At 69.9% G+C, this 26,332-nt stretch carries 25 protein-coding genes and 2 pseudogenes; 15 read left to right on the forward strand and 12 right to left on the reverse strand.

Features of this window, described 5'->3' with window-relative positions:
• Positions 1–40: 40 nt before the first annotated feature.
• The 5 genes from tdh to FBY35_RS03845 all read right to left on the reverse strand — a co-directional run bounded on the left by tdh (position 41) and on the right by FBY35_RS03845 (position 4,139).
• A complete protein-coding gene (gene tdh, locus FBY35_RS03825) occupies positions 41–1,069 on the reverse strand; it encodes an L-threonine 3-dehydrogenase (RefSeq protein ID WP_142212418.1) in 1,029 nt (342 codons plus the stop codon).
• Positions 1,070–1,217: 148 nt separating this feature from the next.
• Positions 1,218–1,739 (reverse strand): two-component system response regulator, encoded by a 522-nt coding sequence (locus FBY35_RS03830; protein WP_260848500.1) that lies wholly within the window; start codon positions 1,737–1,739, stop codon positions 1,218–1,220.
• A 223-nt stretch (positions 1,740–1,962) separates the two neighbouring features.
• On the reverse strand, positions 1,963–2,934 hold the full coding sequence (locus FBY35_RS03835) for a DUF6397 family protein (protein ID WP_142212420.1): 972 nt from the start codon (positions 2,932–2,934) through the stop codon (positions 1,963–1,965).
• A gap of 109 nt (positions 2,935–3,043) precedes the next feature.
• On the reverse strand, positions 3,044–3,448 hold the full coding sequence (locus FBY35_RS03840) for a roadblock/LC7 domain-containing protein (RefSeq protein WP_142212421.1): 405 nt from the start codon (positions 3,446–3,448) through the stop codon (positions 3,044–3,046).
• Between the two features lie 85 nt (positions 3,449–3,533).
• Complete coding sequence (locus FBY35_RS03845) at positions 3,534–4,139, reverse strand: ATP/GTP-binding protein (protein WP_142212422.1); 606 nt, start codon at positions 4,137–4,139, stop codon at positions 3,534–3,536.
• Between the two features lie 64 nt (positions 4,140–4,203).
• On the opposite strand from FBY35_RS03845, the gene FBY35_RS03850 reads away from it, so the two are divergent.
• Positions 4,204–4,803: a GNAT family N-acetyltransferase gene (locus FBY35_RS03850; protein ID WP_142212423.1), complete on the forward strand. Its 600-nt coding sequence runs from the start codon at positions 4,204–4,206 to the stop codon at positions 4,801–4,803.
• On the opposite strand, the gene FBY35_RS03855 is transcribed toward FBY35_RS03850, so the two are convergent.
• The 4 genes from FBY35_RS03855 to FBY35_RS03870 are packed head-to-tail and all read right to left on the reverse strand — an operon-like array spanning position 4,800 to position 8,959.
• Entirely contained in the window at positions 4,800–5,210 is a 411-nt protein-coding gene (locus FBY35_RS03855) for a DUF742 domain-containing protein (RefSeq protein ID WP_142214882.1), read from the reverse strand. The two genes, FBY35_RS03850 and FBY35_RS03855, sit on opposite strands and share 4 nt — an antisense overlap.
• 23 nt (positions 5,211–5,233) lie before the next feature.
• A complete protein-coding gene (locus FBY35_RS03860; RefSeq protein ID WP_142212424.1) occupies positions 5,234–5,656 on the reverse strand; it encodes a roadblock/LC7 domain-containing protein in 423 nt (140 codons plus the stop codon).
• The gene (locus tag FBY35_RS03865) at positions 5,653–8,133 is read right to left on the reverse strand and encodes an ATP-binding protein (RefSeq protein WP_142214883.1); all 2,481 of its coding nucleotides are present in this window, start codon (positions 8,131–8,133) and stop codon (positions 5,653–5,655) included. Before FBY35_RS03865 ends, FBY35_RS03860 begins: the two co-directional genes overlap by 4 nt.
• 49 nt (positions 8,134–8,182) lie before the next feature.
• Positions 8,183–8,959 carry an MHYT domain-containing protein gene (locus FBY35_RS03870; RefSeq protein ID WP_142212425.1) on the reverse strand — a complete coding sequence of 259 codons (777 nt, stop codon included), beginning with the start codon at positions 8,957–8,959 and terminating at the stop codon, positions 8,183–8,185.
• A gap of 151 nt (positions 8,960–9,110) precedes the next feature.
• On the opposite strand from FBY35_RS03870, the gene FBY35_RS03875 reads away from it, so the two are divergent.
• The 4 genes from FBY35_RS03875 to FBY35_RS03890 all read left to right on the forward strand — a co-directional run bounded on the left by FBY35_RS03875 (position 9,111) and on the right by FBY35_RS03890 (position 11,613).
• On the forward strand, positions 9,111–9,710 hold the full coding sequence (locus FBY35_RS03875) for a class I SAM-dependent methyltransferase (protein ID WP_142212426.1): 600 nt from the start codon (positions 9,111–9,113) through the stop codon (positions 9,708–9,710).
• Between the two features lie 112 nt (positions 9,711–9,822).
• Positions 9,823–10,119, forward strand: coding sequence for a hypothetical protein (locus FBY35_RS03880; RefSeq protein WP_399208227.1), 297 nt, complete (start codon positions 9,823–9,825; stop codon positions 10,117–10,119).
• A 115-nt stretch (positions 10,120–10,234) separates the two neighbouring features.
• Positions 10,235–11,035 carry a hypothetical protein gene (locus FBY35_RS03885; protein ID WP_142212427.1) on the forward strand — a complete coding sequence of 267 codons (801 nt, stop codon included), beginning with the start codon at positions 10,235–10,237 and terminating at the stop codon, positions 11,033–11,035.
• A 71-nt stretch (positions 11,036–11,106) separates the two neighbouring features.
• Positions 11,107–11,613, forward strand: coding sequence for an SAM-dependent methyltransferase (locus tag FBY35_RS03890; RefSeq protein ID WP_142212428.1), 507 nt, complete (start codon positions 11,107–11,109; stop codon positions 11,611–11,613).
• Positions 11,614–11,681: 68 nt separating this feature from the next.
• Here the strand turns inward: FBY35_RS03890 and FBY35_RS03895 are convergent, their stop codons facing one another.
• From FBY35_RS03895 to FBY35_RS36885, 3 genes are all read right to left on the reverse strand, one after another.
• Entirely contained in the window at positions 11,682–12,224 is a 543-nt protein-coding gene (locus FBY35_RS03895; protein ID WP_142212429.1) for an MOSC domain-containing protein, read from the reverse strand.
• A gap of 70 nt (positions 12,225–12,294) precedes the next feature.
• Positions 12,295–12,477 (reverse strand): hypothetical protein, encoded by a 183-nt coding sequence (locus tag FBY35_RS03900; protein WP_142212430.1) that lies wholly within the window; start codon positions 12,475–12,477, stop codon positions 12,295–12,297.
• A gap of 109 nt (positions 12,478–12,586) precedes the next feature.
• The gene (locus FBY35_RS36885; protein ID WP_260848501.1) at positions 12,587–12,862 is read right to left on the reverse strand and encodes an MMPL family transporter; all 276 of its coding nucleotides are present in this window, start codon (positions 12,860–12,862) and stop codon (positions 12,587–12,589) included.
• A gap of 338 nt (positions 12,863–13,200) precedes the next feature.
• On the opposite strand from FBY35_RS36885, the pseudogene FBY35_RS03910 reads away from it, so the two are divergent.
• From FBY35_RS03910 to FBY35_RS03955, 10 genes and pseudogenes are all read left to right on the forward strand, one after another.
• A pseudogene (locus tag FBY35_RS03910) lies at positions 13,201–14,133 on the forward strand (SNF2 helicase-associated domain-containing protein); the annotation flags it as partial.
• A 444-nt stretch (positions 14,134–14,577) separates the two neighbouring features.
• Positions 14,578–16,605 carry an AAA family ATPase gene (locus tag FBY35_RS03915; protein ID WP_142212432.1) on the forward strand — a complete coding sequence of 676 codons (2,028 nt, stop codon included), beginning with the start codon at positions 14,578–14,580 and terminating at the stop codon, positions 16,603–16,605.
• A 280-nt stretch (positions 16,606–16,885) separates the two neighbouring features.
• Entirely contained in the window at positions 16,886–17,623 is a 738-nt protein-coding gene (locus FBY35_RS03920) for a dienelactone hydrolase family protein (RefSeq protein WP_142212433.1), read from the forward strand.
• 89 nt (positions 17,624–17,712) lie between these two features.
• Entirely contained in the window at positions 17,713–18,123 is a 411-nt protein-coding gene (locus tag FBY35_RS37925) for a hypothetical protein (protein WP_142212434.1), read from the forward strand.
• Positions 18,124–18,220: 97 nt separating this feature from the next.
• On the forward strand, positions 18,221–19,474 hold the full coding sequence (locus FBY35_RS03930; protein ID WP_142212435.1) for a GAF domain-containing protein: 1,254 nt from the start codon (positions 18,221–18,223) through the stop codon (positions 19,472–19,474).
• A 212-nt stretch (positions 19,475–19,686) separates the two neighbouring features.
• Complete coding sequence (locus FBY35_RS03935; RefSeq protein ID WP_142212436.1) at positions 19,687–20,634, forward strand: aldehyde dehydrogenase family protein; 948 nt, start codon at positions 19,687–19,689, stop codon at positions 20,632–20,634.
• The gene (locus FBY35_RS03940; protein ID WP_399208228.1) at positions 20,631–22,220 is read left to right on the forward strand and encodes an APC family permease; all 1,590 of its coding nucleotides are present in this window, start codon (positions 20,631–20,633) and stop codon (positions 22,218–22,220) included. The genes FBY35_RS03935 and FBY35_RS03940 overlap by 4 nt, the downstream gene beginning before the upstream one ends.
• Before the next feature lie 47 nt (positions 22,221–22,267).
• A complete protein-coding gene (locus FBY35_RS03945; protein WP_142212438.1) occupies positions 22,268–23,830 on the forward strand; it encodes a GMC family oxidoreductase in 1,563 nt (520 codons plus the stop codon).
• Positions 23,831–23,928: 98 nt separating this feature from the next.
• The gene (locus FBY35_RS03950) at positions 23,929–25,452 is read left to right on the forward strand and encodes an aldehyde dehydrogenase family protein (RefSeq protein WP_142212439.1); all 1,524 of its coding nucleotides are present in this window, start codon (positions 23,929–23,931) and stop codon (positions 25,450–25,452) included.
• 172 nt (positions 25,453–25,624) lie between these two features.
• A pseudogene (locus FBY35_RS03955) lies at positions 25,625–25,999 on the forward strand (ATP-binding cassette domain-containing protein); the annotation flags it as partial.
• Between the last annotated feature and the right edge of the window lie 333 nt (positions 26,000–26,332).

Raw genomic sequence — 26,332 nt, forward strand, 5'->3', positions numbered from 1 at the left:
GGCTCCTTATGAGGCTGCGGAGGCTCGGACGAGGCGGGGCTCAGACAGTCCAGTCGAGGATGATCTTGCCGCTGCGGGCGGTGGCGGCCTCGTCGAACGCGGCGTCGAAGTCCTGGTACCCGTAGCTGCCGGTGATCACGGGGCTGAGGTCGAGTCCGCCTTCGAGCAGAACGGTCATCGCGTACCAGGTCTCGAACATCTCGCGGCCGTAGATGCCCTTGATGGTGATCATCGAAGTGACGATCTTCGACCAGTCGACGGCGAACTCCTGCGCGGGCAGTCCCAGCATGGCGATGCGGCCACCGTGGGTCATGTTGTCGACCATGTCGCGCATGGCCTCGGGACGGCCGGACATCTCCAGGCCGATGTCGAAGCCCTCCTTCAGGCCGAGCCGCCGCTGCGCGTCGGCGATCTCGTGCTCGGCGACATTCAGGGCGAGCGTGGCGCCGGCCTTGCGGGCGATGGCGAGGCGGGACTCGCTGACATCGGTGATCACGACATTGCGGGCGCCCGCGTGCCGGGCGACGGCCGCGGCCATGATGCCGATCGGGCCCGCGCCGGTGATCAGCACGTCCTCGCCGACCAGCGGGAAGGAGAGCGCGGTGTGGACGGCGTTTCCGAACGGGTCGAAGATCGCGGCGATGTCCAGGTCCACCTGCGTACGATGCACCCACACGTTGGACGCGGGGAGCGCGACATACTCGGCGAACGCGCCGTCCCTGCCGACGCCGAGGCCGATGGTGCTGCGGCACAGATGGCGGCGGCCTGCGAGACAGTTGCGGCACTTGCCGCAGACCAGATGGCCCTCGCCGCTCACCACATCGCCCACCGCGATGTCCTGGACGTCCGCGCCGACCGCCGCGACCTCGCCGACGAACTCGTGGCCGAGTACGCGCGGCGTGCTGACAGCCTGCTGAGCCCAGCCGTCCCACGATCTGATGTGCAGATCCGTGCCGCAGATGCCGGTGCGCAGCACCTTGATCAGCACATCGCCCGGGCCGGTCTCCGGCTCCGGCACGTCCATGAGCCACAGGCCGGGCTCGGCATGCTGCTTGACAAGTGCCTTCATCGGTGCGGCTCCAGCCATGGTGACGGGATCGGTGGTGGACCTGGACCAATCTGCCCAGCCATGACTTCGGAGTCCATCGAGGATTTCTTAAGCGGGTCAACAGGCCAGCTTCACATCGCGTTGCGAAGCGGTCGGCAGGCCGCGGGTCTCAGTCGGTGCCCCGGGTGCTTCCGGCGCGGCCCTTCGCGCCTCCGCCGGGGCGCGGAAGACGCGATTCCAGGAGGTCGGGCAATAGGGTCGCGGAGGTGTCGGCCCGTCGGTCGGTCAGGGCGCCGAGTTGTGCGCGCAGGCTCTGGTTCTCCATGTACAGATCGGCGAGCGCCCTGATTTTTGTCCGCACCACCCAGGGATCCACGGGCTTGACCAGGAAGTCAGAGACTCCGAGGTCATACGCACGGGCGGCCAGGTCGTCGTCCCTGCCGAGGCCGGTCATCAGCACCACAGGCAGATTGCGGGTGTGTTCCAGTCGCTTGAGGTAGGCGAGCACCTCCAGGCCGTCCATCTGCGGCATCACCACGTCGAGGATCACCACGGCTATGCCGCCGCGCAGAACGGTCTTCAGTGCTTCGTCCCCGCTGTGTGCACGTACCACCGGACGCCCCACAGGGCGTAACAGGCTCTCTATCGCGAAGAGGTTGTCCTCGCGGTCGTCCACCACCAGGATTTTCAAGGCACAACCCGCGTCTCCATCTGTGCCTCCCTCGACAGTCGGCAACATCAACGTATGCCGCGCGATACGGCTGGAGCAGCCCCGTCCTTGTCCTCCGGCTCCCGCGGGGCTTCGGGCGTAGGGGCAGTATGAAGCCTCCGGCGGCTTCAAGCACCAGACGGTATCGCGCCCCCTTCGTCCGGAAACGCGAACCGACCAGTCTGTAACAACTTCTGTCGCACCATCACCCCCGCCCTTCTCCCCCCACCCTCGCCGCGTCCCTTCGCTCCTTTCGCAGGCGCAGTCTCGCGAGCAGTCCCCGTCCGTGCGGACTGCGGCCACCCCGGTGGGCCACCGCCACCGGCCCCAGCCCCGGCTCCGGCCGCGAGCGCACGGGGACCTCGCGTCCCAGCGGCCGTGCTTCGGACCTCGCGTCCGGCCGGGGCGCCGGACGCAGTTCGCGCGCCTCCCGCAAGGCATGAGCCAGGCTGACCCGGTGCCACAGGATCTCGTCGGGATGGTCCGCCCGGAGCAGCCGCTCCACCACCTCCCTCGCGGCCGGCGTACCCGTGCGGCCCGGAACGAGTTCGGGCCGCAGCACGCGCAGATAGGAGCGTTCGTAGGGATCGGTCACCACCTCGGCCACTGTCGCCGAATCGAGCACCGAGCCAATCGTCGCGGCCTGCTGCCAGGGGTCTTCGGTCACGCGCAGGAGCAGTCCCAGTCGCCTGCCCCGCCAGTTGCGTGCGCGCCGGTCCTCGCCCGCATCGAGCAGGACCCGCAGCTCGGGCGGGGTCCTGCCGCTGAGGAGTGCGGGGTGCGCGAGGGCGAACTCGCGCAGTTCTTCGGCCAGATAGAGCCAGACGACCGCGCGGTAGCGGTTCAGATAGAACCGGACCGGCGTGAAATGGCCCGTGCGGGCGAGCCGGGTGAAGCGCGCCGGGCTGATCGAGAGAAGCCCCGCCGCCTCCATCGTGCCCACGGTCCGCACCCGCTCCCGAAGGGCGTCGGGGAAGCCTTCTGCCCCTCGAAGCCGGTCGATCTCCTGCCGGTCGAACCTGGGCGGGTCACCGCTCGCGTCCGGCATGGTGCGGACATGTCCCAACTGGACCGCGAGATCCAGCTCTCCCCGCTTGAGGCCCAGCTCCTGCGCGGCTCGCCCCGGCGCCAGACTGCGCACGGCCCCGCCGGGCGTAGCTGCTTCCTTCACCGTCATGTCGGTCTCCCCCGTGAGGTGTGACAACTCTCGGTGACGACCGTATCCGGACACAGGCACATCCCGCCCGACCTGTGGATAACCTCCCGGCGATCCGAATTCCCCCAGGTCAGAGGGAAGTTCCGCCCGGCTGCCTGGCCTCGACCCCCAGGTGCTCGCCGACCCGGTTCACCATGAGCGTCATCTCGTACGCCACCTGTCCCACGTCGGCTTCTGCGGCGCTCAGTACGCAGAGACAGCTTCCCTCGCCGGCCGCCGTGACGAAGAGCAGCGCCTCGTCGAACTCGACCATGGTCTGCCGCGCCTTACCCGCGCGGAAATGACGTCCGGACCCGCGGGCGAGGGAGTGCAGACCGGAGGAGACCGCGGCGAGATGCTCCGCGTCCTCCCGGGCAAGCCCCGTGCTCGCGCCCGTCACCAGACCGTCGTTGGACAGCACCAATGCGTGCCGTATGTGCTCGATTCTCTTCGTCAGGTCGTCCAGCAGCCAGTCAAGTCCCTTGTCCAGCGCCATGGTCGGTTCCTCCCCGCTCATACGTTCCCCGTGGTCCCGCGTTGACGTAAGCCTTTCGTACACGCGACGACTCGGCAAGGTGCGCCTAGCCCACCGAATCGAGCAGCCGGGCCGTGTGCATTCGACCGGCATATTCGACCAGGCGTACGAGCACCTCCTTTCCGGAGTCGCGGTCTCTCGCGTCGCACAGCACCACGGGTGTCCCACGTTCGAGATCAAGGGCGCGCGAGACTTCGTGCGCCCCGTAGGTGCGCGCCCCGGCGAAACAGTTGACCGCGACGACGAAGGGAATCCTGCGGTGCTCGAAGTAGTCGACAGCGGGAAAGCAGTCCACGAGGCGCCGGGTGTCGGCGAGCACCACCGCCCCCAGGGCACCCTGCGAAAGCTCGTCCCACAGGAACCAGAAGCGGTCCTGGCCGGGTGTCCCGAAGAGATAGAGCGACAGGCCCGAGCGGATGGTGATGCGGCCGAAGTCCATGGCGACGGTCGTCGTGGATTTGTGGTCGACTCCCCCGGTGTTGTCGACCGCTCTGCCCGCCTGACTGAGCTGTTCCTCGGTACGCAGGGGCCGGATTTCACTGACCGCGCCGACGAGCGTGGTCTTGCCGACGCCGAATCCGCCGGCGACGAGGATTTTCAGCGCGAGGGCGGTGGCGTCCCCACCGGTGCTGTGAGAGCTCTCGAAGGCCATCGGTAACTTCTCTCGGGAGTGATATTCACTGGCGGGTGGTGCCGGGCGCGCGGAGGATCGGCGCATGCCCTTCTTCCTGGAGACCGGCCGTCTGGCGCTTCGCCCCCTCGGCGAGGCCGACGTGGACCCTCTGCTCGACCTCGACAACGACCCCGAGGTCATGCGATTCATCAACGGAGGCCGGCCGACCACCCGGGAGACGGTGCTGGCCGAGTCGCTGCCGCGCTTTGTCCATCGCTGTCCGTGCATCGGCCACCCGGGCTTCTGGGCGGCACAGGATCGGTCCACCCATGAATTCCTCGGCTGGTTCGAACTGAAGCCGCTGGACGACCACAGCGCCGCGGAGGCCGAACTCGGATACCGCCTGAACCGGTCGGCGTGGGGTCGCGGCTATGCGACGGAAGGAGCCATTGCACTGGTCCGCAAAGGCTTCACGGAGTTCGGCGTGGAGCGGGTGACCGCGAACACCATGACGGCCAACGCCAGTTCGCGACGGGTGATGGAAAAGGCGGGTCTGAGCTATGTCCGGACCTTCTTCGAGGAGTGGCCGGAGCCCATCGAAGGCTCCGAGCTCGGCGACGTGGAATACGCCCTGACCAGGGCCGACTGGGAACGGAGCGCTGGGGCTCGGGGCGACGCCCACAGGAGGGGCGACATCCCCTAGAGGGCCCTCAGCCCCTGGATCACCTCCCTGAGGATCTTCTCGTCGGGCAGCTGAGCCGGTGGTACGGGGCGGCTGACGCGGACGAATCCCGCTTCGAGCAGGTCGCCGAGCAGGACGCGTACGACGCCGACCGGCAGATCGGCGTCGGCGGCGAGCTCCGCGACGGACTGGGTCTCGCAGTGGCACAGGGCGAGCAGCGCCCGGTGTTCGGGGCCGAAAAGGGACTCCTCGTCCTGGCCGGGTGCGTCGGCGGCGATGTCGACAAGCGCAATGAGGTCGAAGCGCACGTTGCCGGGGCCCGGTTTGGTCCGCCCGCCGGTCATCGCATAGGGACGTACGAGCGGCCCGGCATCGTCGTCGTACCACTGGCCGACGGCGCTGTGGGCTGTCCCCTGCGCGTCGTCCATGCCTCTCGCCTCGGTCACGGCGCTCATGTCGCGGTCATCCGGGGCGGGGTCCGCAGATGTTCGCCGACGCGTTTGACCAAGCGGGCCATCTCATAGGCGATCAGGCCGATGTCGGCGACGACGGAGGCGAGGACGGCGAGGCAGGACCCGTCACCAGCGGCAGCAACGAAGAGGAAGCCGTCGTCCATTTCGACCATCGTCTGGCGCACGCTCCCGGCGTGGAAGTGACGCCCCGCTCCCTTGGCGAGGCTGTGGAATCCGGAGGCGACGGCCGCCAGATGCTCGGCGTCCTCCCGGGTCAGCGCCGTCGACGCGCCGACGGGCAGGCCGTCGTTGGACAGCACGACCGCATGGCGGACTTCTCGGGCGCGCAGGACCAGGTCGTCCAGCAGCCAGTCGAGGTCGCCGGTGGTGGGGCGGCCTGCCGCCGACTCGTAGTCGGTCATGCTCTGTCTCCTTCGCTGCCGGGGGCTGCCGTGCCGGGTGCGGCGCCGCCGCCTCTGGTCCAGCCGTTGCGGTACGCCGTCATGCGGTCCCGTACCTGTTCGGGGGTGCGTTCATGGGTGTCCTCGGCGCTTGCCCCGCTCGCTTCCGGCTCGTCGGTCCTGGGCTCTTCGCGCAGTTGCGGGACGAGGTGTGCCTGCCGGATCCGGCGCGGGAGTTCGCAGTCGTCGGGCTGCTGCGGGGCTGCGCGAGGACGCAGGGCGGTGACTCCGGGCGGCGGGGTCGGCAACTTTGCCCGGGAGGCGAGTGCGCGACGGGGCTCCGGTGCGGGGACGGGGGCGCTGTCCGTACGCGCTCGCCGCTCGGGCCGGGCGGCCGGGGCGTCCTCGTTAGGGCGGGCGCCGAGCGGCGCGGACATCGCACTCTGCAGCAGCGAGGTGGGCAGCAGGACGACGGCCGTCGTGCCGCCGAAGGGTGAGGGGCGCAGATGGACCTTGATCTCGCGTCGCGAGGCGAGCCGGCTGACGACGAAGTGGCCGAGCCGGTCGCTGTCGAAAAGATCGAGGGCCTCGGACTCCTCCAGTCTGCGATTGGCTTCGGTGAGCGCGTCCTTGCCCATGCCCAGGCCGCGGTCCTCGATCTCCAGGGCGTAGCCGTTGCCCACCGGCTCGCCGCTGATGCGCACCTTGGTGTGCGGCGGGGAGAACTGGGCCGCGTTCTCGACGAGTTCGGCCAGAAGATGCGTGACGTCCGCGACGGCAGCGCCGACGACGGCGGTCTCGGGGAGCCGGCGTACCTCCACGCGCGCGTAGTCCTCGATTTCCGAGACGGCGGCCCGTACGACGCTGGTCAGCGAGACCGGCATGCGCCAGGCACGTCCGGGCGCCGAGCCGGACAGAATGATCAGGCTTTCGGCATGTCGCCGCATACGAGTGGTGAGGTGGTCGAGCCGGAACAGGTCGCCGAGCTCGTTCGGGTCGTCGGCGCGGCGCTCCATGGTGTCCAGCAGGGTGAGCTGGCGGTGGACCAGGATCTGGCTGCGGCGGGCGAGGTTGACGAAGACTCCGGAGATGCTTCCGGCGAGTTCGGCGCGTTCGACGGCCGCGCTCAGGGCGGCGCGGTGGACGGTTCCGAGCGCCTCGCCGACCTGGCCGATCTCGTCCTCGGCAGGCGGTCCCGGCGGGGCCTCGGCATGGATGTCGATCTCTTCGCCGGTCCGCAGCCTGCGCATGGCCTGCGGCAGCCGGTGCCGGGCGATCTTGAGTGCGCTGTTGCGGAGGCTGATCAGTTCGACGACGAGGCCGCGGCCGATGCGTACGGAGATGACCAGAGATGCGGTGACAGCGACGAGTCCGAGGAGCACGGCCGCGCCGGCCGGGGTCAGCAGGCCGTCCGCGACGGGATCGGCCCGGTCGGCGGCGCTGGTGCGGGCGCCGTCCTCGATGCCGCGCATTCCGTCGCCCACGGCGGCGCGGGCCCTGTCCCAGGTTTCGGCCGGGACGATCTGTGCGGCCGTGCGGCCGGCGGGGGCCACGAGGACCTTGTCCTCGGCCGCTTCCAACTGTCGGTAGGAACTCTGTGCGGCGAGGTCTCGCCAAGCGGTGCGCTCGGGACCCCGCAGGTCGGCTACGGTCGATTCGGTGAGGCTTCTACGGGTCGAGACGGCGCCGGTGAACAGCCGCAGGCGCTCCGTGACAAGGGACGTGCTGAGCTGTGCCGAGCCCAGCAACGCGTCCTCGCGGGCGAGCATTTCGCCTGCCCGGGCGAATTCCAGCAGGACACGGGCATCGGATCCGGCTCCGGCGTCCTGGATACCGGTGAGTGCTCCGCTGACGCCGAAGGCGGAGCTGACGGCCGCGGTGTACTGCTCATAGGTGGCGTCCCAGGTGGCCTTGCGGCCGAGTACGGCGCTGCGCAGCGTCCGCAGCTTCTCGGCGCGGGCGACGAACCGGTCGAGCCGTCCCGCCGCCACAGCCGGGATGCCGCCGCCCGCCGCGACCGTCGTCGTGTCGTCGATACGCAGCCTGCGCACGGCCTCGTCGGTGCGCCGGCCCTCCTGCTGGAGTGCGGCAGCACGCTCGTCGGACGGTGCTGCGATCTGCCGTACGGCGGCGCGCCGTTCGGCCTGCAGAGCGGCGACAACGGCGGTGAGCGGTTCACGGACCTGGGTGTCGACGCGTTGCAACTGGCGCAGCCGCGAGACCTCTTGGGCGGTGCTGACCGTGGCGAGTCCCCACAGGGCAAGCAGTGATACGACGGGCACCATAAGCAGGGAGATGATCTTCGCGCGTACGGTTCTGGGACGCGGCAGTCCCCGTTCGCCTGCGACGCGCGGGGGCACCGGCATGTCCGGCGGCTCCTGCCCGGTGTGTTCGACCGCGGGCGGCCCTGCGTGCGCCCGTCGACCGCGGGTGGCCGGACCCGGGGGCAGCGGAGGCGGCGGCGAACCGTCGCCCGGGATCCTCGGGGGTGTGGGCATGGCCTCCTCGTTCCGGTTCATGGGGCTGGGGGTGCGGCGGCCGGGCCGGCTAGGCGGTCGCAGTGGTACTGGTCGGCCGCTCGGCCGAGGCGTAGGCGGCATGCTCGCGTGCCGTCGGTGAGAGTGCGACGAACGCCGAGGTGACGAAGAGATACGACCCGAGACCGACGGCAAGGGGGAAGATGAACTGCATCGCCGCGGCCCCGGGCAGGTCACCGCCCGAAGGCACGACTCGCACGCTGACCGCGAGCATTCCCGTGTAGTGCATGCTGCTGACCGCCGCGCCCATGACGAGCGAGGCGACAGCGACGGCGATCGGGGACTTGGTGTTGAGCGCCGCCCACAGCGCAGCGGTCGCGGCGACCACGGCGATGACCACGGAGAGCACGACGAGTAGCGGGTCGTAGTGCACCGAGCCGTGCAGCCGCAGGGCCGCCATGCCGAGGTAGTGCATGCTGGCCACGCCGAGCCCGGTGGTGAGCCCGCCGGCCAGCAGGGCGCGGACCCGGTCACGGCCGAAGCCGACACAGAACACTCCGGCGCCGACGACGAGCATCGCGACGAGGAGGCTGAGGATGGTCAGCGGCACGTTGTAGCGGATGTCGGTGCCGCGTACGGCGAAGCCGAGCATCGCGACGAAGTGCATCGTCCAGATGCCGGTGCCGATGGACGACGCCGCGGTGATCAGCCAGTTGCGGCGGGAGCGGCCCCACACGTCGAGTGCGCGGACGGTGCAGCGCAGCCCGAGGGCGGCGCCGATGACGGCCATCGCGTACGACAGCACGGGGGTCAGCAGGCCGAAGGCGGCGTGGTCCAGGTGTCCCATGGGTCAGGGACGCTAGACCCGCGGGGGGCGTGCGCTGGGGGCGCATTTCGAAAGCTGATGGAATATGACAGAGAAACGTTTCAGAACGATCGTGCCGAGCTCGAACGTGTGCACCGAACGGTCGCGTGAGGCTTTGGGGGATCATGTCCTCATGGCCGACGACCACACACATGTGCAGGAGTTCTTCGGCGCCCGCGCCGCGGACTGGGACGCGCGCTTCCCCGACGACGGTCCTGCCTACGCCGCCGCCGTCGCAGAGCTCTCTCTGCGCCCGGGCGACGCCGTGCTCGACGCGGGCTGCGGCACCGGACGGGCCCTGCCGCCCCTGCGCTCCGCCGTGGGACCGCGGGGGACGGTGATCGGTGCGGACCTGACGCCCGCGATGCTGCATGCGGCCCTGCGCGCCGGGCGCGGGAGCAGCGGGCACCTGCTGCTGGCCGATGTCGCCCAGCTGCCGCTGCGCACCGAGTCGCTGGACGCCGTTTTCGCCGCGGGCCTGATCGCCCATCTACCCCAACCCGCTCTGAATCTACGGGAGTTGGCACGTGTGGTCCGGCCGGGCGGGAAGCTGGCCCTCTTCCATCCCATCGGGCGGGCGGCCCTCGCTGCCCGCCAGGGCAGGCAGATCACCGAGGACGATCTTCGCGCCGAGCCCAATCTGCGTCCCCTGCTGGCCGGTTCGGGCTGGCGGATGATCTCCTACGTCGACGAGGACGCCCGCTTCCTCGCCCTGGCGGTCCGCCGGGACTGAACTGAGCGCGCACAGCTCTCTTCCCCTCTCGGTCGCCCCAGTTCCAACGTTGCCCGGCGATGCGAGACTTGGAAGATCGGTGGCAGCCGCCGCCCTGAGGAAGGTGGTCCGGGTGTTCAGCAGACTCCGCAGGCTCCGCACGTTCCTCGCGCCCCGCCCCGGTGAGGTGCCGGCAGACCGGCCTCCGACGCGGCAGCACAACATCTTCGAGGCCGCGGCCGTCTATGTGTCGGGATGCGCGGAGGACGATCAGGACCAGATCGACGAGGCGGTGACCTGGGTGTCTCCAGAGGCACTGTCCTTCGGGATCAACGAGCTCGCCTGCCGGGCGGTCATCGCCCTCGCCCGCGAGCGGGACGAGTCGCCGCAGACGGTGGCCCGCAGCCTGCTCGGCCTGCCCGCAGCGTGAGGCGGGCCGGGGCCGATGCGGAACCGGCCGGAGTACTTTCCGTCCGCGGACTCTCGACGGCCGGGTTACCCACTGGTTAAGGTGCGCCGACGAACGATGGGATGGGGAGGGTGACGTGGCCGGGACGGACGACGCCGTCGACGAGGACGCGCTCTATGTGCTGACCGCGTTGCTTCTGACGCCTGCGCAGTACCCGAGCGTGCTCGGCGACGACTTCCCCGCGGCGTGTGCGGCGCTCGGTCTCGAGCCCTACGCCGAGGGATACGGGCTGGTACTCGGCCAGGACTCCGACGGTGCCCGCTGGACGGTCGTGGTCGACGATGTCTCGCTCGTCGCCGTCGCGATCGCCTCCTGGGACTGCGGCATGGAGTACGACCTGTCCCCGGGTGAGCGTTCGGTCGTCACGGCGCTGCCGGGCTGGCCCCTGGCCGTCGCGGTCGCCGCGCCCGGGCTGCCCGAGCCCCACGATCCGGAGCCCGAAGAGGGCGATCCGGAGCCGCTGACGCCCCCCGAGAGCGATGCGTGGGGGTCCGCGCAGCGCCGGCTCGGGGCGGACGAGATCGCACTCCAGTGGTCGGAGTGGCGGCAGCAGATCGACGATGCGGACCTGTCGTCGCCGGACGGGCCAGAGGACGCACAGAAGGAGCGGCACGAGGGCGTGCAGCGGGCCTTGAAGGAGGCCCGAAGCTATGTGGAATCCGCCCCGCCGGTCGGGCGGGTCCGCTCCAGTTTCGCGCCCGGCGGGGCACGCACGCTGCGTGCCGACGGCCCCGGCTGGTCCATGGTTGCCAGAACCGACGACATCGCCTTCGTCCTGCTGGACGAGGAGCCGTGCGAGGTGATTCCGGTGGGGCGCGGGGCGAAGCTGCCGGCACTCCTGGAGGCGCTCGACGCGATGGCGGTGCGCCCGGCCTAGGATCGGCCGAGGGGCGCGCCGTACAGCGGGCTCGTGCCCGCGAGTACAGCACGTTACGGGGAGGAACCGTCATGCCGGAGACTGCAGTTGGGGGACAGGACCCGAACGGACGGGACGGGCTGGTCGAGTGCCGCCCGGTCGGCCGGGTCATCGGAGGCCGCAGCGTGGTCGAGGACGACGACTGGGGTCTGGAGAGCGCGGTGATCCGGCTGGACGGCAGCCGGTTCGGGCCCGAAGCGCTCTTCGGCCTCGAGGACTTCTCACATCTGGAGATCGTGTACCACTTCGACCGGGTGGCACCGGAGAAGATCCAGACGGGCGCTCGCCACCCGCGCGGCAATACGGACTGGCCGCTGGTGGGGATCTTCGCGCAGCGCGGCAAGAACCGGCCCAATCGGCTGGGGGTCTCTCGCTGCCGGCTGGTGAAGGTCGACGGGCTCGACATCCATGTGACCGGGCTCGACGCGGTGGACAGCACGCCGGTCCTCGACATCAAGCCGTATATGGCGGAGTTCGGTCCGATCGGCGAGACGGTGCAGCCGAGCTGGTCGGTCGAGCTGATGCGCGACTACTACTGACGGCGCTGGGGGGTGACAGCGCACGGTCCGGGGACCGTGCGCACCCCGAGCCCGACCGGACAACGCACCTAGACGCGTTCGAGCGGTGTGTGCGGCCCGTCCGGCAGCTCGAGCGAGATCGCATCGCCCGGCCTGACGACTCCGCCGGTCCGGACGATGCTCATGATCCCGGCCTTGTGCACGATGTTGCCCTCGTCGTCCCTGCCGACAACCTGCTTGAGCAGTCCGTCCTGGAAGGCGTCGATCTGCCGGCACGGATTGCGCAGTCCTGTGATCTCCACTTCCGCTTCCTCGCCCAGGCGCAGCACGGTGCCGGCAGGCAGAGCCAGCAGGTCGATCCCGTTCGTGGTGATGTTCTCGCCGAGATCGCCCGGGCCGACACCGAACCCGGCCTCCGCCAGCTCCTTGAACAGCTCATCGTGGATGAGGTGGACCTGGCGGAGATTCGGCTGGGTCGGATCCTGCGCGATCCGGAAGCGGTGCTTGACGGTCACCCCCGCGTGCACGTCGCCCTCCACGCCGAGTCCGGCGAGCAGCGTGATGCTCGCGCGGTTCGGCTTCGTGAAGGAGTACTCCCCATTGCTGCTGACCGTCGTGACTGTTCCGTCCATCGCTCGGAACTCCCCCTCTTCCGTGCCGGTGATCGTCTTCGACCCTACCGGCACGGTCGAGAAGACCTGGTCAGCGGCCGATCTCCTTGCGGGACATCCGGCGCAGCCTGCGGCGCTGGCTGGGGTCGAGCATGAAATACGCCACCGCGGGGACTCCGATCACCACGAGCAGCGACAGCCAGAATCCGATCAGCGGCATCAGGAGCAGGCCTACGGCCACTCCCCCTATGACGAGCTTTGTACGTGTCGACATCTCGACGCCTCCATTCGCGGCCTCGGCCGCTCCTGCTGTGAGAACGTGCACCCACGTTCCACGGTTCCACTATGCGTCGGCGCGCAGCGGTTCGCGCAGTGCACATGGGTCAGTGAGTCGGCGGCGAGGCCCCGCGATCAAGAAAGGCTGTCATGACCAGGGCGCCTCCCACGGTCACCAGTGACAGCAGTGGCAGCCACGGGCTGCGGTAGGTGAGCAGCAGGATCACGACCACCACCAGCGCGGTGATCGTTGTCAGGCCGCCCCCTCCGCTGAAGGCCTCGATCGAGTCGGATGCGTAGCCGGCCGGTCCGCTGACGTGGAACCCGAGACCGTCTGGTTGCCGTCCGCAGTACAGGGCGAGAGGGAGAGCTGGCGCGTACATCCCGACCCGGCGAAGTGGGCCACCTCACAGCCTTGCCTGCCTCTTCATGGCACGACATGGAGTACCCTCGGCGACTCCGGCCCGCAGTAGTCAAATTTGAGGAATGCGTCATCGCTGTGCACACGTCCCTTGCGGCAACGCTCTCCCCGGTCAACCAACCCCCACTCGCCCCCTCCGAACTCGCCGAACTCGCCCGCTGCGCCGCGGTCTTCCTGCCCGGGGACCCGGCTCGCACCGGACGCATCGCCTTACTCCCTCCCGACGGCGGCGAACCCCCCGCCTCGCCGGGCAGAGTCGAGCCACTGACCGTGGTCGGTGACGACGTCCGCCCCCGGTCCATGCGGGCCTTGGTGCTGCCCGTACGAGAAGCGCTGCCGATGCTCACCAGGGCCCGGTCCGACGCGGACGCCTCCCCGGCAGCGGCGTTCTGGGGTGCGGCGACGATCCTCGCGCTTCAACTTGCCGCGCGCGGGCTGCTGTTGCCCGGACTGACCGTCACCGATCGCGACGCATGGCGGGTCGGGCCGCTGAGCCCGCAGGATCGTGAGCGGGTGCGTACGCTCGCGGCCTCGATGCCGCCCGCCGCGCACGCCGTGCCGCTGGACGCCGCCGGCGATCCCTTGCTGCTGCCCGAACCGGAGCGCCTTCTGTGCGCGTTCCTCGACGCGGTCGCGGACGGGCTGCCCCGCACGCCCGCGGCCCCGATCGCCGCCGGCGGCCCCGCCTTCACCGCGCACGAGCCGCAGCTGCTGCCGGACCGGCACGCCTGGGCGGCCGACACCGCCGCTGGCCATGACGCCGGCGTTCGGCTCTCGCTGCGTGTCGAACTGCCCGGCCTGGTCAACTGGTGGTTCGCGCTGGGAGATCAGCGGCTCACGCGCGCCGAGCTGGACCAGCTCGCCGAGGCGAGCCGCCCCGTCGTAAGACTGCGTGATCAATGGGTGCTCGTCGACCCCGAGGAGGCCAGGCGCGCCCGCGAGAGCCAGGACCGCAAGCTGACTCCCGTCGACGCCCTCGGCGCCGTACCGACCGGATCCACCGAGGTCGACGGCCGCCGCGTCGACGTCCAGGCGTCGCGTTGGCTGAAGCGGCTGCGCGACCGGCTCGCCGACCCCGAGGGTGGACTGGAGATCGGCCAGCCCGAGGCCCTCGCCGCGACACTGCGCGACTACCAGCTGCGCGGCCTCAACTGGCTGAAGGGGATGACATCACTCGGCCTCGGCGCATGTCTCGCCGACGACATGGGCCTGGGCAAGACCATCACCCTCATCTTCCCTGTCAAGTCAGCATGTTGAGTCGTTGAGGTCCGGCATCCGGGCCGCACACGGCGGCGGGAACATCACCCAACTCGCCGCGTCGCACAACCGGATCACGGCGGCCGCCGGTGTCTGTCCACGCGTGCTCGGGGGTGGTCCCGGGAATCCACCGCATTTGGAATGCAGGCCAGCCCCGTCCCGGCCTGTGACGCGACCACGAACCTTTCCCGTGAATTCACTGCCTTTCCCGTGCACGGAAAAATGCCACCGGCATTCAAGGGAAACGACGGAATGTATGACCCGAAGTGCGGTCAGCCGTAAGGACATAGACGCAACAAGTAAGTCAAGACTTACCTTTAGGGAACTTTGGCCGTATGGTGCGGCTCGAATCGAAGGAGTCCCTTGTTGTCAAACATAAATGATTCTGCCGTGCGTGCGGTTGAATCAGAGCAAGGTTACGTGTCCTCATTGTATGAGCTGCTCACCGAGCGGCTTTCCGAGGCACGAGCGAACCGGGCGAGTGTACTGAAGGCCCCGGCGGACGGCGCCGGCGAGGCGTACGAGAGAGAGATCGCCGCCGACCGTCTGACCAAAGAGATCGGCCGGCTGGAAGGCGCCGAGAAGGGGCTGGTCTTCGGGCGCATCGACTGGACGGACGGCACGGCCCTGCGCATCGGGCGGATCGGACTGCACACGGAGGAGGACGAACTGCCGCTGCTCGTGGACTGGCGCGCGAACGCGGCGCGGCCCTTCTACGAGGCGACACCGGTCCACCCGATGGATCTGCGGCGGCGCCGGCACCTGCGCCTCGAGGAGCGCACGGTCGTCTCGGTGAGCGACGAACTGCTCGACGGGACCGCCCCGACCGACGAAGACGTCGTGGGGGACGGCCCGTTGACCGAGGCTCTGTCGGCACGGCGTACGGGCAGGATGCACGCGGCCGTCGCGACGCTGCAGGCCGAGCAGGACGAGATCGTCCGCTCCGCCCACCGCGGGGTGACCGTGGTGCAGGGCGGGCCCGGCACCGGCAAGACGGTGGTCGCCCTGCACCGGGCGGCCTACGTCCTGTACGCGTTCCCGCCTGCCGCGGAGGAAGGCGTCCTTGTGGTGGGCCCCAACGCCCGTTTCCTCGACTACATCTCCCAGGTCCTTCCCTCACTCGGGGAGAACGACGTCGATCTGGCGACCTGTCAGGAACTGGCCGGAGTGTCCCCGGACGCGGTGGACCCGTTCGACACGGCGCGCCTCAAGGGCGGCCTGGACCTCGCCGACGCCCTGGCCGGCCTGCTGCGAGACCACCAGGCCCCCGCCGGTGACTTCACCGTCCGGGTCGGGCAGGAACTGGTCCACCTGTCCGAGAAGGAGGTCGCCACTGCACGCGCCGCCGCCCTGGCGGCCGCATCCGGCCACAACCCCGCGCGCCAGGCGTTCAAGGAACTCCTGGTCGACGCCGTCACCGACGCGATGCAACGGGACATGGGCGACCTCCTGGAGCAGATCGACGCCGATGCCGAGCAGATGACGGGCCTGAACCTCGACCGGTTCACGGGGATCGCCCAGCGCCGTGCCGAGGGCGCCGCCGACCCGGGTCCGGTCCACGAGCTGGACCTGGACGCCATCGGGGCCGATCTCCTCGACGACGCCGGTGTCGACCGGGCGGTCGAGGCGCTCTTGCCGAGGCTGGTACCCGGCGACCTCGTGAAGGCACTGCTGACGGATGCCGACGCCCTGGCCGAGCGCCTGCCGACCCTGACCCCGCAGGAGCGGTCCCTTCTCCTGCGTTCCCCGGAGGCCCCGTGGACCGATGCGGACGTGCCGTTGCTGGACGAGGCAGCGAGCCTGGTCGACGGCCCGCCCGAGCGGACGTACGGGCACGTCGTCGTCGACGAGGCGCAGGAACTGACCGCTATGCAGTGGCGGATGATCGTCCGCCGCTGCCCAGCGAGGGCGATGACGCTGGTGGGTGACTTCGCCCAGTCGGGCCCCGCCACGACGGCACGCGACTGGAAGGAAGCCCTGAGCCCGCATGTCGGGAACCGTTTCAGACTGCACGACCTGACGGTCAGTTACCGCACCACGCAGGAGATCCTGGAGAGCGTCCGGGACCTGCTCGCGCGGATCGCTCCGGACCAGCGGCCCACACGGTCACTGCGCAGCGGTGAGAGCCCGCGCACCGTGACCACACATGGGGACGGGTTGGTCACCGCCGTCATGGAGGAACTGCGCGCCCAGAGCACCGCGCAGCCGGACGAACTCCTGGGAGTGATCTGCGCGGACACCCGGGTGAGCCAGTTGACGGCTCACGGCATCGCCGACCACGCACGCATCGTGCCCGCGTCCGAAGCACGTGGCCTCGAGTTCGACGGGGTCGTCGTCCTGAACCCCGAGGAGATCATCACGGCCCGCCCCGGCGGGGAGAGGGACCTGTACGTGGCCCTGACCCGGGCCACCAAGCGCCTGTGCACCATCACCACCCAGCCCGCATGATGGCGCGGCGCCCGCGTGGTCGCCGCGGGCGCACAAGTGCCCCAACGCGCCGTCAACGTACGCACTGGTGTAGCCCTGGCCTCCCTGCTCAGAAGCTGTGAATGAACCCCGGCACGAGCTCGCTATTGCTCGTCGAGGACGCCGATCCTTGGAGCTGTCATTTGCCTGCAGCGTTTCTCAGTATCCCGCTGCGAGGGCCGGTCAGAGGAATACCCGGGCTGTTCTGCCAGCGGCAGAACACCGGCCGGACCGGGCTCGACGATCACTACAGTCCAGACTCATGACAACAATTACGACGCGTACGGTCGAGTATCCGGCCGACGGTTTGACGATGATCGGGCACCTCGCGCTCCCGGCCGGTGTCGACCGTCGGCCCGCGGTGCTGCTCGGACCAGAGGGCATGGGGCTCAGCGACGTCGAGCGCCGCAGGGCCGATGCTCTCGCCGAGCTGGGATATGCAGCGCTGGCCTTCGACCTTCACGGCGGGCGCTATTTAGGTGACCCCGAGGAGATGCTGGCCCGTTGCCTGCCGCTGCTCGCTGATCCCGACCGGATGAGAGGCATCGGCCATGCGGCGCTCGACGTGTTGCGCACCGAACCGCGGACCGACCCCGACCGGATAGCCGCCGTCGGCTACGGCACCGGGGGCGCCGTCGGGCTGGAACTCGGGCGCGGCGGCGTCAGCCTGCGCGCGATCGGGACAGTCAACGCACTGACCACGGGTCGACCGGGCGAAGCGGCGCGCATTCGCTGCCCCGTGTGGGCCGGGGTCGGGTCAGAGGACCCGATCATGCCGCCCGCGCAACGGAACGCGTTCACCGCTGAGATGCAGGCGGCGGGCGTCGACTGGCGCCTCACGGTCTACGGCGGCGCCTTGCACGCCTTCCACCACCCGCCGGTCGGTCACCCCGTGGTCCCCGGAGTCGGCTACCACCCTCGGCACGCGCAGCGAGCCTGGCGCGACGTCGTCGATCTGCTCGCCGAGTGCCTTCCCGTGACAGAGAACCTGGGGGTATGACCCAGGCAAACATGCTGGCGCCCTGCTCTACCCGTCCGAGGGGTTCGCCTCGGACGGGTAGGCGACCACCAGGCTGTAGTGGATTTGCATTGCGGGACAGTGTCTCGCGCTACCGCTCACCGGCTACCTGGTCCCGCCCGCAGCGGAGTGACGTTGCTCGGGCGCCCGCTGAGGACGTCCCGCAACTCCTCGTTCTCCAGGGTCAGTCGCGTGTTCTCCGCCAGGAATCCCTGGACATCGTCGCGAAGCCGGAGGAGGAGTGGACACCGCAGCCCGATGCACTCGCCCGGGCGCGGACGGCGCTCGACGAGGCCTGGGAAGGGGCCGACCGACCGCAGCTGCGGGGAACAGGCACAGGCGCCTGGACGGTGGTGGGCGCCGATGCTCAGCTGCGACTGGGACGGGACGGCCGCTGGTGGCCCTGTCGCAAGGAGCGGGGCCGCTGGGCTCCGGCCGGATCGGCGGACCATGACCCGGCGGCGGCGCTGGCGGATGTGTGACGCAGCGCTTCAGCTGACCCAGCTGTTGATACGGCACACCTACGGACACGCTTGTCGGCTCCCCGCGCCTGGGCCACGATGGGCGCAGGAGGACGAGTTGAGCGACGCATGGGTGGCCCTTGAGTCCGGCGCGGATCCGGCGGAGCGGATCGGCGTGCTGCGGCGGGCGTACGACGCGTATGTGACGGCGGGGCGGGTCGAGCGCCCGGTGCGCTCCGTGGTGGCCGACTCCTGGCGTCGCTCGGCGCGCGCCCGCGTCAGCCCGGACGGCACGGCGGGCGTCGAACTCGATGCCGACGCACTGACCGCGTACCGCGAAAACCATCCGCTGGCCCGGGTCATGCCCCTGGTCAGGGAGCTGACGGGCGCCTATGCGCAGGACGGCGAGCATCTGGTCGCCGTCTGCGACGCACACGGACGGCTGCTGTGGGTCGACGGGCCGCCCGCTACCCGCAGCAAGGCGGACCTGATGAACTTCGTGCCGGGTGCGCGCTGGGCCGAGGCGGCCGCCGGGACGAACGCTCCCGGCACGGCGATCACCGTCGACCGGCCCGTGCAGGTCTTCGCCGCCGAGCACTTCCGGCGGCCGGTCCAGGCCTGGACGTGCGCGGCGGCCCCGATCCACGATCCGGGCACCGGACGGGTGCTCGGCGCCGTGGACATCACCGGCGGGGACCTGCTGGCGCATCCGCACAGCCTCGCCTTCGTGGGCGCCGTGGCGCGGGCCGCCGAGTCACAGCTCGCGCTGCTCGCCCCGGCGCCGGCCGCCGAGTGCGTGCAGCTCTCCGCCCTCGGACGGGACGAGGCACTGCTCGCGGCCGGAGGGCGCAAGCTGCGCCTGAGTCGCCGGCACAGCGAGATCCTGGTGCTGCTGGCCCATCGCCCCGAGGGCATCGGCGGCGAGGAGCTGCTGGTGGAGCTGTACGAGGACGATTCGGTCACCCCCGTCACGCTCCGGGCCGAGCTGTCCCGGCTGCGGGGTCTGCTCGGCCCCGAACTGCTGCGCTCCCGCCCCTACCGGCTCGCGGTCCGCGTCGACGCCGACTTCGCCGCGGTGGCGCGGCGTCTCGCGTCGGGCGCGGTGACCGGGGCGCTGAGCGCGTACGCGGGTCCGCTGCTGCCCGCCTCGCAGGCGCCCGCGGTGGCGCGGCTGCGCCGGCGTCTGGAGGACCAGCTGCGGGCGGCGCTCGTCGCACGCGCCGATCCGGGGCTGCTGGCGGACTGGGCCTACAGCCCCTGGGGTGAGGACGATCTTGTGGTGTGGCGGGCTCTCGCCGAAGCGCTCCCCTTGCCGCAGCGCCCCTCCGCGCTCGCGCGCGTGCGTGAGCTGGACGCGTGGCAGGGGTCGTGACCGCAGGGGCCATGACCGCGGAGGTCCGGCGCGCACCGGGCTTCACTCGGTGATCACTCGGTGATCAGGGGAGCGTTCCTTCCCCACCGGATGACGGTCCCCGCACTGCGAACACGGGCCGATCTCCTTACTGTCGATGGGTGGAGCACCACAGGGCATGTCCCGGCCGGCCCGTGTCGGGTGCCCGGCCATGTGAACCCGGAGGAGCCCCCATGCCGGACCTGTTCATCGGTGGTCAGTGGAGCGCCGCGGTCGACGGGCAGGTACGTGAGATCCGCTGCCCTGCGGACGGCACCCTGGTCGCGACCGTGGACGAGGCCGGATCGAAGGATGCCGCGGCGGCGATCGCCGCGGCCCGTGACGCCTTCGACCGCGGCCCCTGGCCCGCCACCCCGGCCGCCGAGCGCGGCAGGCTGCTGCTGCGCGTCGCCGACCTGCTGGAACGCGACAAGGACGCACTCGCCCGCGCCGAGTCCCTGGACACCGGGAAGCGGCTGGTGGAGAGCGAGTACGACATGGACGACATCGCGGGCTGCTTCCGCTACTTCGGCAGCCTGACCGGCTCCGGCGGCAGAGACCGGGTCGTCGACACGGGCAATCCCGACGCGGACAGCAGGGTGGTGCACGAGCCGGTCGGTGTGTGCGCGCTGATCACTCCGTGGAACTATCCGCTGCTGCAGACCGCGTGGAAGGTCGCCCCGGCGCTCGGCGCGGGCAACACCTTCGTACTCAAGCCCAGCGAGCTGACCCCGCACACCGCCGTCATCCTGATGCGTCTGCTGTCCGAGGCCGGGCTGCCGGACGGGGTGGCCAATCTGGTGCTGTCGGTGGTGCGTGACGAGTCGTTCGGCCCGGTGCTCACCGTCGAGACGTTCCGCGACGACGAGGAGGCGGTCGCGCTCGCCAACGACACCGTCTACGGGCTGGCCGGGGCGGTCTGGTCGCAGGACGTCGGCCGGGCGCACAAGGTGGCGTCCCGGATCCGCGCCGGAACCGTATGGATCAACGACTTCCATCCCTACGTCCCACAGGCCGAGTGGGGCGGTATGAAACAGTCCGGCTTCGGCCGTGAACTGGGCCCCGCGGGACTCGCGGAATACCAGGAGGCCAAGCACATCTGGCGCAATCTCGCACCGCGCCCCCAGAGGTGGTTCGCGTGAGCGGCGGCAGCGGCGGCGGACCTGACCGGTCACATGCCCACTACCTCCGTCGCGCCCAGGGCAAGCACGACGACGACGCGCTCGGCGAGCTCGGCTACAAGCCCGAACTCAAGCGCACCCTCGGCAACTTCCACACCTTCGCCGCAGGGATCAGCTACATCTCGATCCTGACCGGCATCTTCCAGCTCTTCTACTTCGGTATCGCCTTCGGCGGCCCCGCCTACTGGTGGTCCTGGCCGATGGTCTTCGTCGGCCAGCTGATGGTGGCGCTCTGCTTCTGCGAACTCGCCGCCCGCTACCCGGTGGCCGGGTCCGTCTACAACTGGTCCAAGACCATGGGCGGACCACACGTCGGCTGGCTCGGCGGCTGGATGATGATGACAGCCACCATGGTGACGCTCTCCGCCGTGGCCCTCGCCTACCAGATCACGCTGCCCCAGATCGACGACTGGTTCCAGTTCGTCGGTGACGGCTCCGGCAAGACCGACGCCGCCGCCAACGCCGTCCTGCTGGGCACGGTGCTCATCCTCTTCACGACCGTTGTGAACGCCTTCGGCGTCAAGCTCATGGCCACCATCAACTCCGCGGGGGTGTTCATCGAGCTGATCGCCGCCGTGGCCCTGGCCATCTTCCTCGCGGCGCACATCACCCGCGGCCCCAGCTCCGTCCTGACCGAGACATACGGGCTCGGGAGCGGCGACACCCTCGGCTACTTCGGCGCGTTCCTCACCGCGTCACTGGCATCGGCGTATGTGATGTACGGCTTCGACACGGCATCCTCGCTCGGCGAGGAGTCGCACGATCCGAGCCGCAACGCCCCGCGCGCCATCCTGCGTGCCCTGATCGCGTCCTTCGTCATCGGCGGGCTGATTCTGCTCTTCGCGATGATGGCCGTGCCCGATCTCGCCGCGAAGGAGCTGGGGACGGAAGGACTGCAGTACGTGGTGCTCAAGACCCTCGGCTCGACGATCGGCGAGATCTTCCTGTGGTGCGTCGTCGTCGCGATCACCGTGTGCGCCCTGGCCGTGCACGCCGCGGGCATCCGGCTGATGTTCGCGATGGCACGCGACAACAACCTGCCTGCGGGCTCGATGCTGGCGCGTGTCAGCCCGCGCTTCAAGACGCCGGTCGTGCCCGCCGTGGTAATCGGCGTGGTGGCGGTGGTCATCCTGGTCATCAACATCAACCAGCCGCAGATCTTCTCGGTGATCACCAGCATCGCGATCATCATGATCTACATCGCCTATCTGCTGGTCACTTTCCCCATGCTGCTGCGGCGGCTGCGCGGCAGGTGGCAGCCGGCCGAGGGGAAGTTCTCGCTCGGCCGGTTCGGGCTGCCTGTCAACATCCTGGCCGTGGTGTGGGGCCTGGCCATGTCCATCAACCTCGCCTGGCCGCGCGCCGCTGTCTACAACGCCACCGGTCCCCAGCACTGGTATCTGCGCTGGGGCGCGTTCCTGTTCGTCGGTGTGGTCGCGCTCGGCGGCTTCGCCTACTACTGGTTCGTGCAGCGCCACCGTACGGGCGTACTCGCCGAGCACCGCGCCGTCACAGCGGACGAGCCTCCGGCCACCGCCACCCCCTGACGTCCCGATCCGGCATCCCGATCCGACGTCCCGAACCTGGAGCTGCGATGTCCGCACAGAACCCCGCCCACGAGTTCGACTATGTGGTGGTCGGCGGCGGCACGGCCGGAGCCGTGGTCGCCGCCCGGCTGACCGAGGACCCGGAGTCGAGCGTCTGCGTGGTGGAGGCCGGGCCCTCGGACGTCGGCGACGAGAACATCCTCAGACTCGACCGGTGGATGGCCCTGCTGGAGTCGGGATACGACTGGGACTATCCGGTGGAGCCGCAGGAGAACGGCAACAGCTTCCTGCGGCAGGCCCGCGCCAGAGTGCTCGGCGGCTGCTCGTCGCACAACTCATGCATCGCCTTCTGGGCCCCGGCCGAGGACCTGGACGAGTGGGCGGCGATGGGGTGCACGGGCTGGAGCGCCAAGGACTGTTTTCCGCTCTACCAGCGCCTGGAGGCCAATGACGCGCCCGGCGAGCACCACGGCCGGACGGGCCCGGTCACCATCCGCACCGTACCGCCGAACGACCCGTGCGGGAGAGCGCTGCTCGCGGCCTGCGAGGCGGCGGGCATCCCCACCACGCCGTTCAACACCGGCACCACGGTGGTACGCGGCGCGAACTGGTTCCAGATCAACGCCCGCCCCGACGGCATCCGTTCATCCGCGTCGGTGTCCTATCTCCACCCGGTTCTCGGGAGGCGGCCGAAGCTCGAAGTACGTACGGGGCTCCAGGCCAAGCGGCTGCTCTTCGGCGAACAGGGGCGCTGCACCGGCGTCGAGTACCTGGAACCCGACGCCATCCACAGCGGGTCTGTCACCGCCCGCCGCGAAGTCGTCGTCTGCTGCGGGGCCATCGACTCGCCCAAGTTGCTGATGCTGTCGGGTATCGGCCCCGCCGGGCATCTGCGCGACTGCGGCGTCGACGTACGGGTCGACTCCCCCGGTGTCGGCTCCCATCTCCAGGACCACCCCGAGGGCGTGATCATGTGGGAGGCGAAGCAGCCCATGGTCACCTCCTCGACCCAGTGGTGGGAGATCGGCATCCTCGCCGACACCGAGCCCGGCCTGGACCGGCCGGACCTGATGCTCCACTACGGCTCGGTGCCGTTCGACATGAACACCTACCGGCGCGGCTATCCGACCTCCGACAACGCCTTCTGCCTCACCCCGAATGTCACCCGCGCCCGGTCCCTGGGCACGGTCCGGCTGCGCACCCGCGACTTCCGGGACAAGCCGAAGGTCGACCCGCGCTACTTCACGCACGAGCACGACATCCGGGTGATGACCTGCGGCCTGCGGCTCGCCCGAGAGATCGCCGCCCAGGCTCCGATGGCCGAGTGGACCGGCACCGAACTCGCTCCGGGCCCGTCGCTGCGGAGCGACGACGAGCTGTTCTCGTATGTTCGCGAGACCCACAACACGGTCTACCACCCGGCGGGCACCGTGCGGATGGGGGCCGAGGACGACGTGGACTCGCCGCTCGATCCGCAGCTGCGGGTCAAGGGAGTCACCGGGCTGCGCGTGGCCGACTCGTCGGTCATGCCGCTCCTGCCCGCGGTCAATCCCTGCATCACGACCATGATGATCGGCGAGAAGTGCGGGGATCTGATCCGGTCGAGCTGAGTGACGACCGTCGTGCAACGTCGTCGCAACGTCCCGGTCCCTAGCCTCGCGGCGAGCGCCGTCCAGAGGCGGGCGGCACCCTCACCGGGAGGCCTTGGATGACCCGATACGCAGCGCCGGGCAGCGACGGCGCGATCGTCTCGTACCAGTCCCGCTACGACCACTGGATCGGGGGCGAGTACGTCCCCCCGGCCCGCGGCCAGTACTTCGAGAACCCGAGCCCGGTCAACGGCCGCCCCTTCACCGAGATCGCGCGCGGCACCGCCGAGGACGTCGAACGCGCCCTGGACGCGGCGCACGCGGCGGCCCCCGCCTGGGGCCGCACCTCCGCGGGCGACCGCGCCGCCCTTCTGCTGAAGATCGCTGACCGGATGGAGGCACATCTGGAGGAACTGGCGGTCGCCGAGACCTGGGAGAACGGCAAGCCCGTCCGCGAGACCCTGGCCGCCGACATCCCGCTCGCCATCGACCACTTCCGCTATTTCGCGGGCGCGCTGCGAGCCCAGGAAGGCTCGCTCAGCGAGGTCGACGACGACACGATCGCCTACCACTTCCACGAGCCGCTGGGTGTGGTCGGCCAGATCATTCCCTGGAACTTCCCGATCCTGATGGCGGTGTGGAAGCTGGCGCCCGCCCTGGCGGCGGGCAACGCGGTGGTGCTCAAGCCCGCCGAACAGACTCCGGCCTCCATTCACTTCTGGCTGAGCCTGGTCGCCGACCTGCTGCCGCCCGGAGTCGTCAACGTCGTCAACGGCTTCGGTGTGGAGGCGGGCAAACCGCTGGCCTCCAGCCCGCGCGTCGCGAAGATCGCGTTCACCGGCGAGACCACGACGGGGCGGCTGATCATGCAGTACGCCTCCGAGAACATCCGGCCGGTCACGCTGGAACTCGGCGGCAAGTCACCGAACATCTTCTTCGACGACGTCTGGGCGGCCGACGACGACTTCCGTGACAAGGCGCTCGAAGGCTTCACCATGTTCGCCCTCAACCAGGGCGAGGTGTGCACATGCCCGTCGCGGGCGCTGATCCAGCGCGGCCACTACAGCGAATTCCTGGAGGCGGGCATCGCCCGCACCGAGAAGATCGCGCCGGGCCACCCCCTGGACACGGACACGATGATCGGCGCGCAGGCGTCCAACGACCAGCTCCAGAAGATCCTTTCCTATCTGGGCATCGGCCAGCAGGAAGGAGCGAAGATCCTGACGGGCGGTCAGCGCATCGAGTACGACGGCGAGCTGGCCGGCGGCTACTACGTCCAGCCCACGATCTTCGAGGGCGACAACCGCATGCGGGTCTTCCAGGAGGAGATCTTCGGGCCGGTCGTCGCGGTCACGTCCTTCAGCGACTTCGACGACGCCGTCAACACGGCGAACGACACGCTGTACGGGCTCGGCGCGGGCGTATGGACGCGTGACATCAACACGGCGTACCGAGCGGGACGGGCCATCCAGGCGGGCCGGGTCTGGACGAACTGCTACCACGCGTATCCGGCGCACGCGGCGTTCGGCGGGTACAAGCAGTCGGGGATCGGCCGCGAGAACCACAAGATGATGCTGGAGCACTACCAGCAGACGAAGAACCTGCTGGTGTCGTATTCGCCGAAGAAGCTGGGCTTCTTCTAGACGCAGAGAAAGGGCGCCTGACCAGGGCAGATGCCCGTCAGGCGCCCTTCTCGACGCACACTTGACCAGCAGTTCCCGGGCAGTTCGGGGCCACTCGCGTGCGGGTGAACCGGATCCCGGCCGGACGCCGAGCCCGGCTGATGCCGGGCACCTCGAACGCGGCGACGCGTGGAAGTCAACCCTGACGCGTCTGATCACCGGCATCTACCTGGCCGACAAGAGTCATGTCAGCTGGAACGGTTCGGACTTGGCCCAAGTCGACCCGGCCACCGTCTGGAACGCCACCGGCCTGGTCCCGCAGATCTTCGCGCAGTGGCCGCTGCGGGTCCGCGAGAACGTCACCCTCGGCCAGCCGCGCACCGTCGACGACGGGCCCGTGTGGGAGGCCGTCGACGCGGTCGGCATGCGTGATGCGATCGACGAACTCCCGGCCGGCCTGGACACCCTCCTCGCCCGCGAAATCTTCGGAGGCGCGGAGCTGTCCGGCGGGCAGTGGCAGAGGCTGGCATGTTCCAGGGCCCTGTACCGCCGCCCGCCGCTGCTGGTCCGTCGTCCGCAGCACCGACCTCGACGTACTGCGCTGCTACGCCCCCATCGTCGCCCCTGATCCCTGCCCATCGTCTCCTCGCGTGTCCGGCGCCGAGACCCCGCCCTCTGCTGGTGCTCGGCCTGCGGGACCGCAAGCGGCGGCCGCGGCCGCCTCCAACCGGGCGTCGTGCCTTGAGGTGTGGCTGGCCCGGCCAGCCCGGCAGGCAGGCAGGCGAGGTGTCGTCCATGGCCCATGACCTGCAATGTTGCTCACTTCTCGAGAACTGGCGCGGTCGGTCGACGGGCGAGTGTCAGTGTCCGGTGCCAGGCTGAAGTCGTACTCGATCCGCGA

Origin of the sequence: Streptomyces sp. SLBN-118 (genome assembly GCF_006715635.1) — a bacterium.
GTDB lineage: Bacteria > Actinomycetota > Actinomycetes > Streptomycetales > Streptomycetaceae > Streptomyces.

Excerpts from the sequence above, each read along its gene's own strand:
- FBY35_RS03950 (WP_142212439.1), top strand. The coding sequence starts at position 23,929 with ATGACCCGATACGCAGCGCCGGGCAGCGACGGCGCGATCGTCTCGTAC.
- FBY35_RS36885 (WP_260848501.1), bottom strand. The coding sequence starts at position 12,862 with ATGTACGCGCCAGCTCTCCCTCTCGCCCTGTACTGCGGACGGCAACCA.
- FBY35_RS03845 (WP_142212422.1), bottom strand. The coding sequence starts at position 4,139 with ATGGCCTTCGAGAGCTCTCACAGCACCGGTGGGGACGCCACCGCCCTC.
- FBY35_RS03860 (WP_142212424.1), bottom strand. The coding sequence starts at position 5,656 with ATGACCGACTACGAGTCGGCGGCAGGCCGCCCCACCACCGGCGACCTC.
- tdh (WP_142212418.1), bottom strand. The coding sequence starts at position 1,069 with ATGAAGGCACTTGTCAAGCAGCATGCCGAGCCCGGCCTGTGGCTCATG.
- FBY35_RS03935 (WP_142212436.1), top strand. The coding sequence starts at position 19,687 with ATGCCGGACCTGTTCATCGGTGGTCAGTGGAGCGCCGCGGTCGACGGG.
- FBY35_RS03850 (WP_142212423.1), top strand. The coding sequence starts at position 4,204 with ATGCCCTTCTTCCTGGAGACCGGCCGTCTGGCGCTTCGCCCCCTCGGC.
- FBY35_RS03900 (WP_142212430.1), bottom strand. The coding sequence starts at position 12,477 with ATGTCGACACGTACAAAGCTCGTCATAGGGGGAGTGGCCGTAGGCCTG.
- FBY35_RS03855 (WP_142214882.1), bottom strand. The coding sequence starts at position 5,210 with ATGGACGACGCGCAGGGGACAGCCCACAGCGCCGTCGGCCAGTGGTAC.
- FBY35_RS03920 (WP_142212433.1), top strand. The coding sequence starts at position 16,886 with ATGACAACAATTACGACGCGTACGGTCGAGTATCCGGCCGACGGTTTG.
- FBY35_RS03865 (WP_142214883.1), bottom strand. The coding sequence starts at position 8,133 with ATGCCCACACCCCCGAGGATCCCGGGCGACGGTTCGCCGCCGCCTCCG.
- FBY35_RS03870 (WP_142212425.1), bottom strand. The coding sequence starts at position 8,959 with ATGGGACACCTGGACCACGCCGCCTTCGGCCTGCTGACCCCCGTGCTG.
- FBY35_RS03890 (WP_142212428.1), top strand. The coding sequence starts at position 11,107 with ATGCCGGAGACTGCAGTTGGGGGACAGGACCCGAACGGACGGGACGGG.
- FBY35_RS03835 (WP_142212420.1), bottom strand. The coding sequence starts at position 2,934 with ATGACGGTGAAGGAAGCAGCTACGCCCGGCGGGGCCGTGCGCAGTCTG.
- FBY35_RS03840 (WP_142212421.1), bottom strand. The coding sequence starts at position 3,448 with ATGGCGCTGGACAAGGGACTTGACTGGCTGCTGGACGACCTGACGAAG.
- FBY35_RS03875 (WP_142212426.1), top strand. The coding sequence starts at position 9,111 with ATGGCCGACGACCACACACATGTGCAGGAGTTCTTCGGCGCCCGCGCC.
- FBY35_RS03945 (WP_142212438.1), top strand. The coding sequence starts at position 22,268 with ATGTCCGCACAGAACCCCGCCCACGAGTTCGACTATGTGGTGGTCGGC.
- FBY35_RS03895 (WP_142212429.1), bottom strand. The coding sequence starts at position 12,224 with ATGGACGGAACAGTCACGACGGTCAGCAGCAATGGGGAGTACTCCTTC.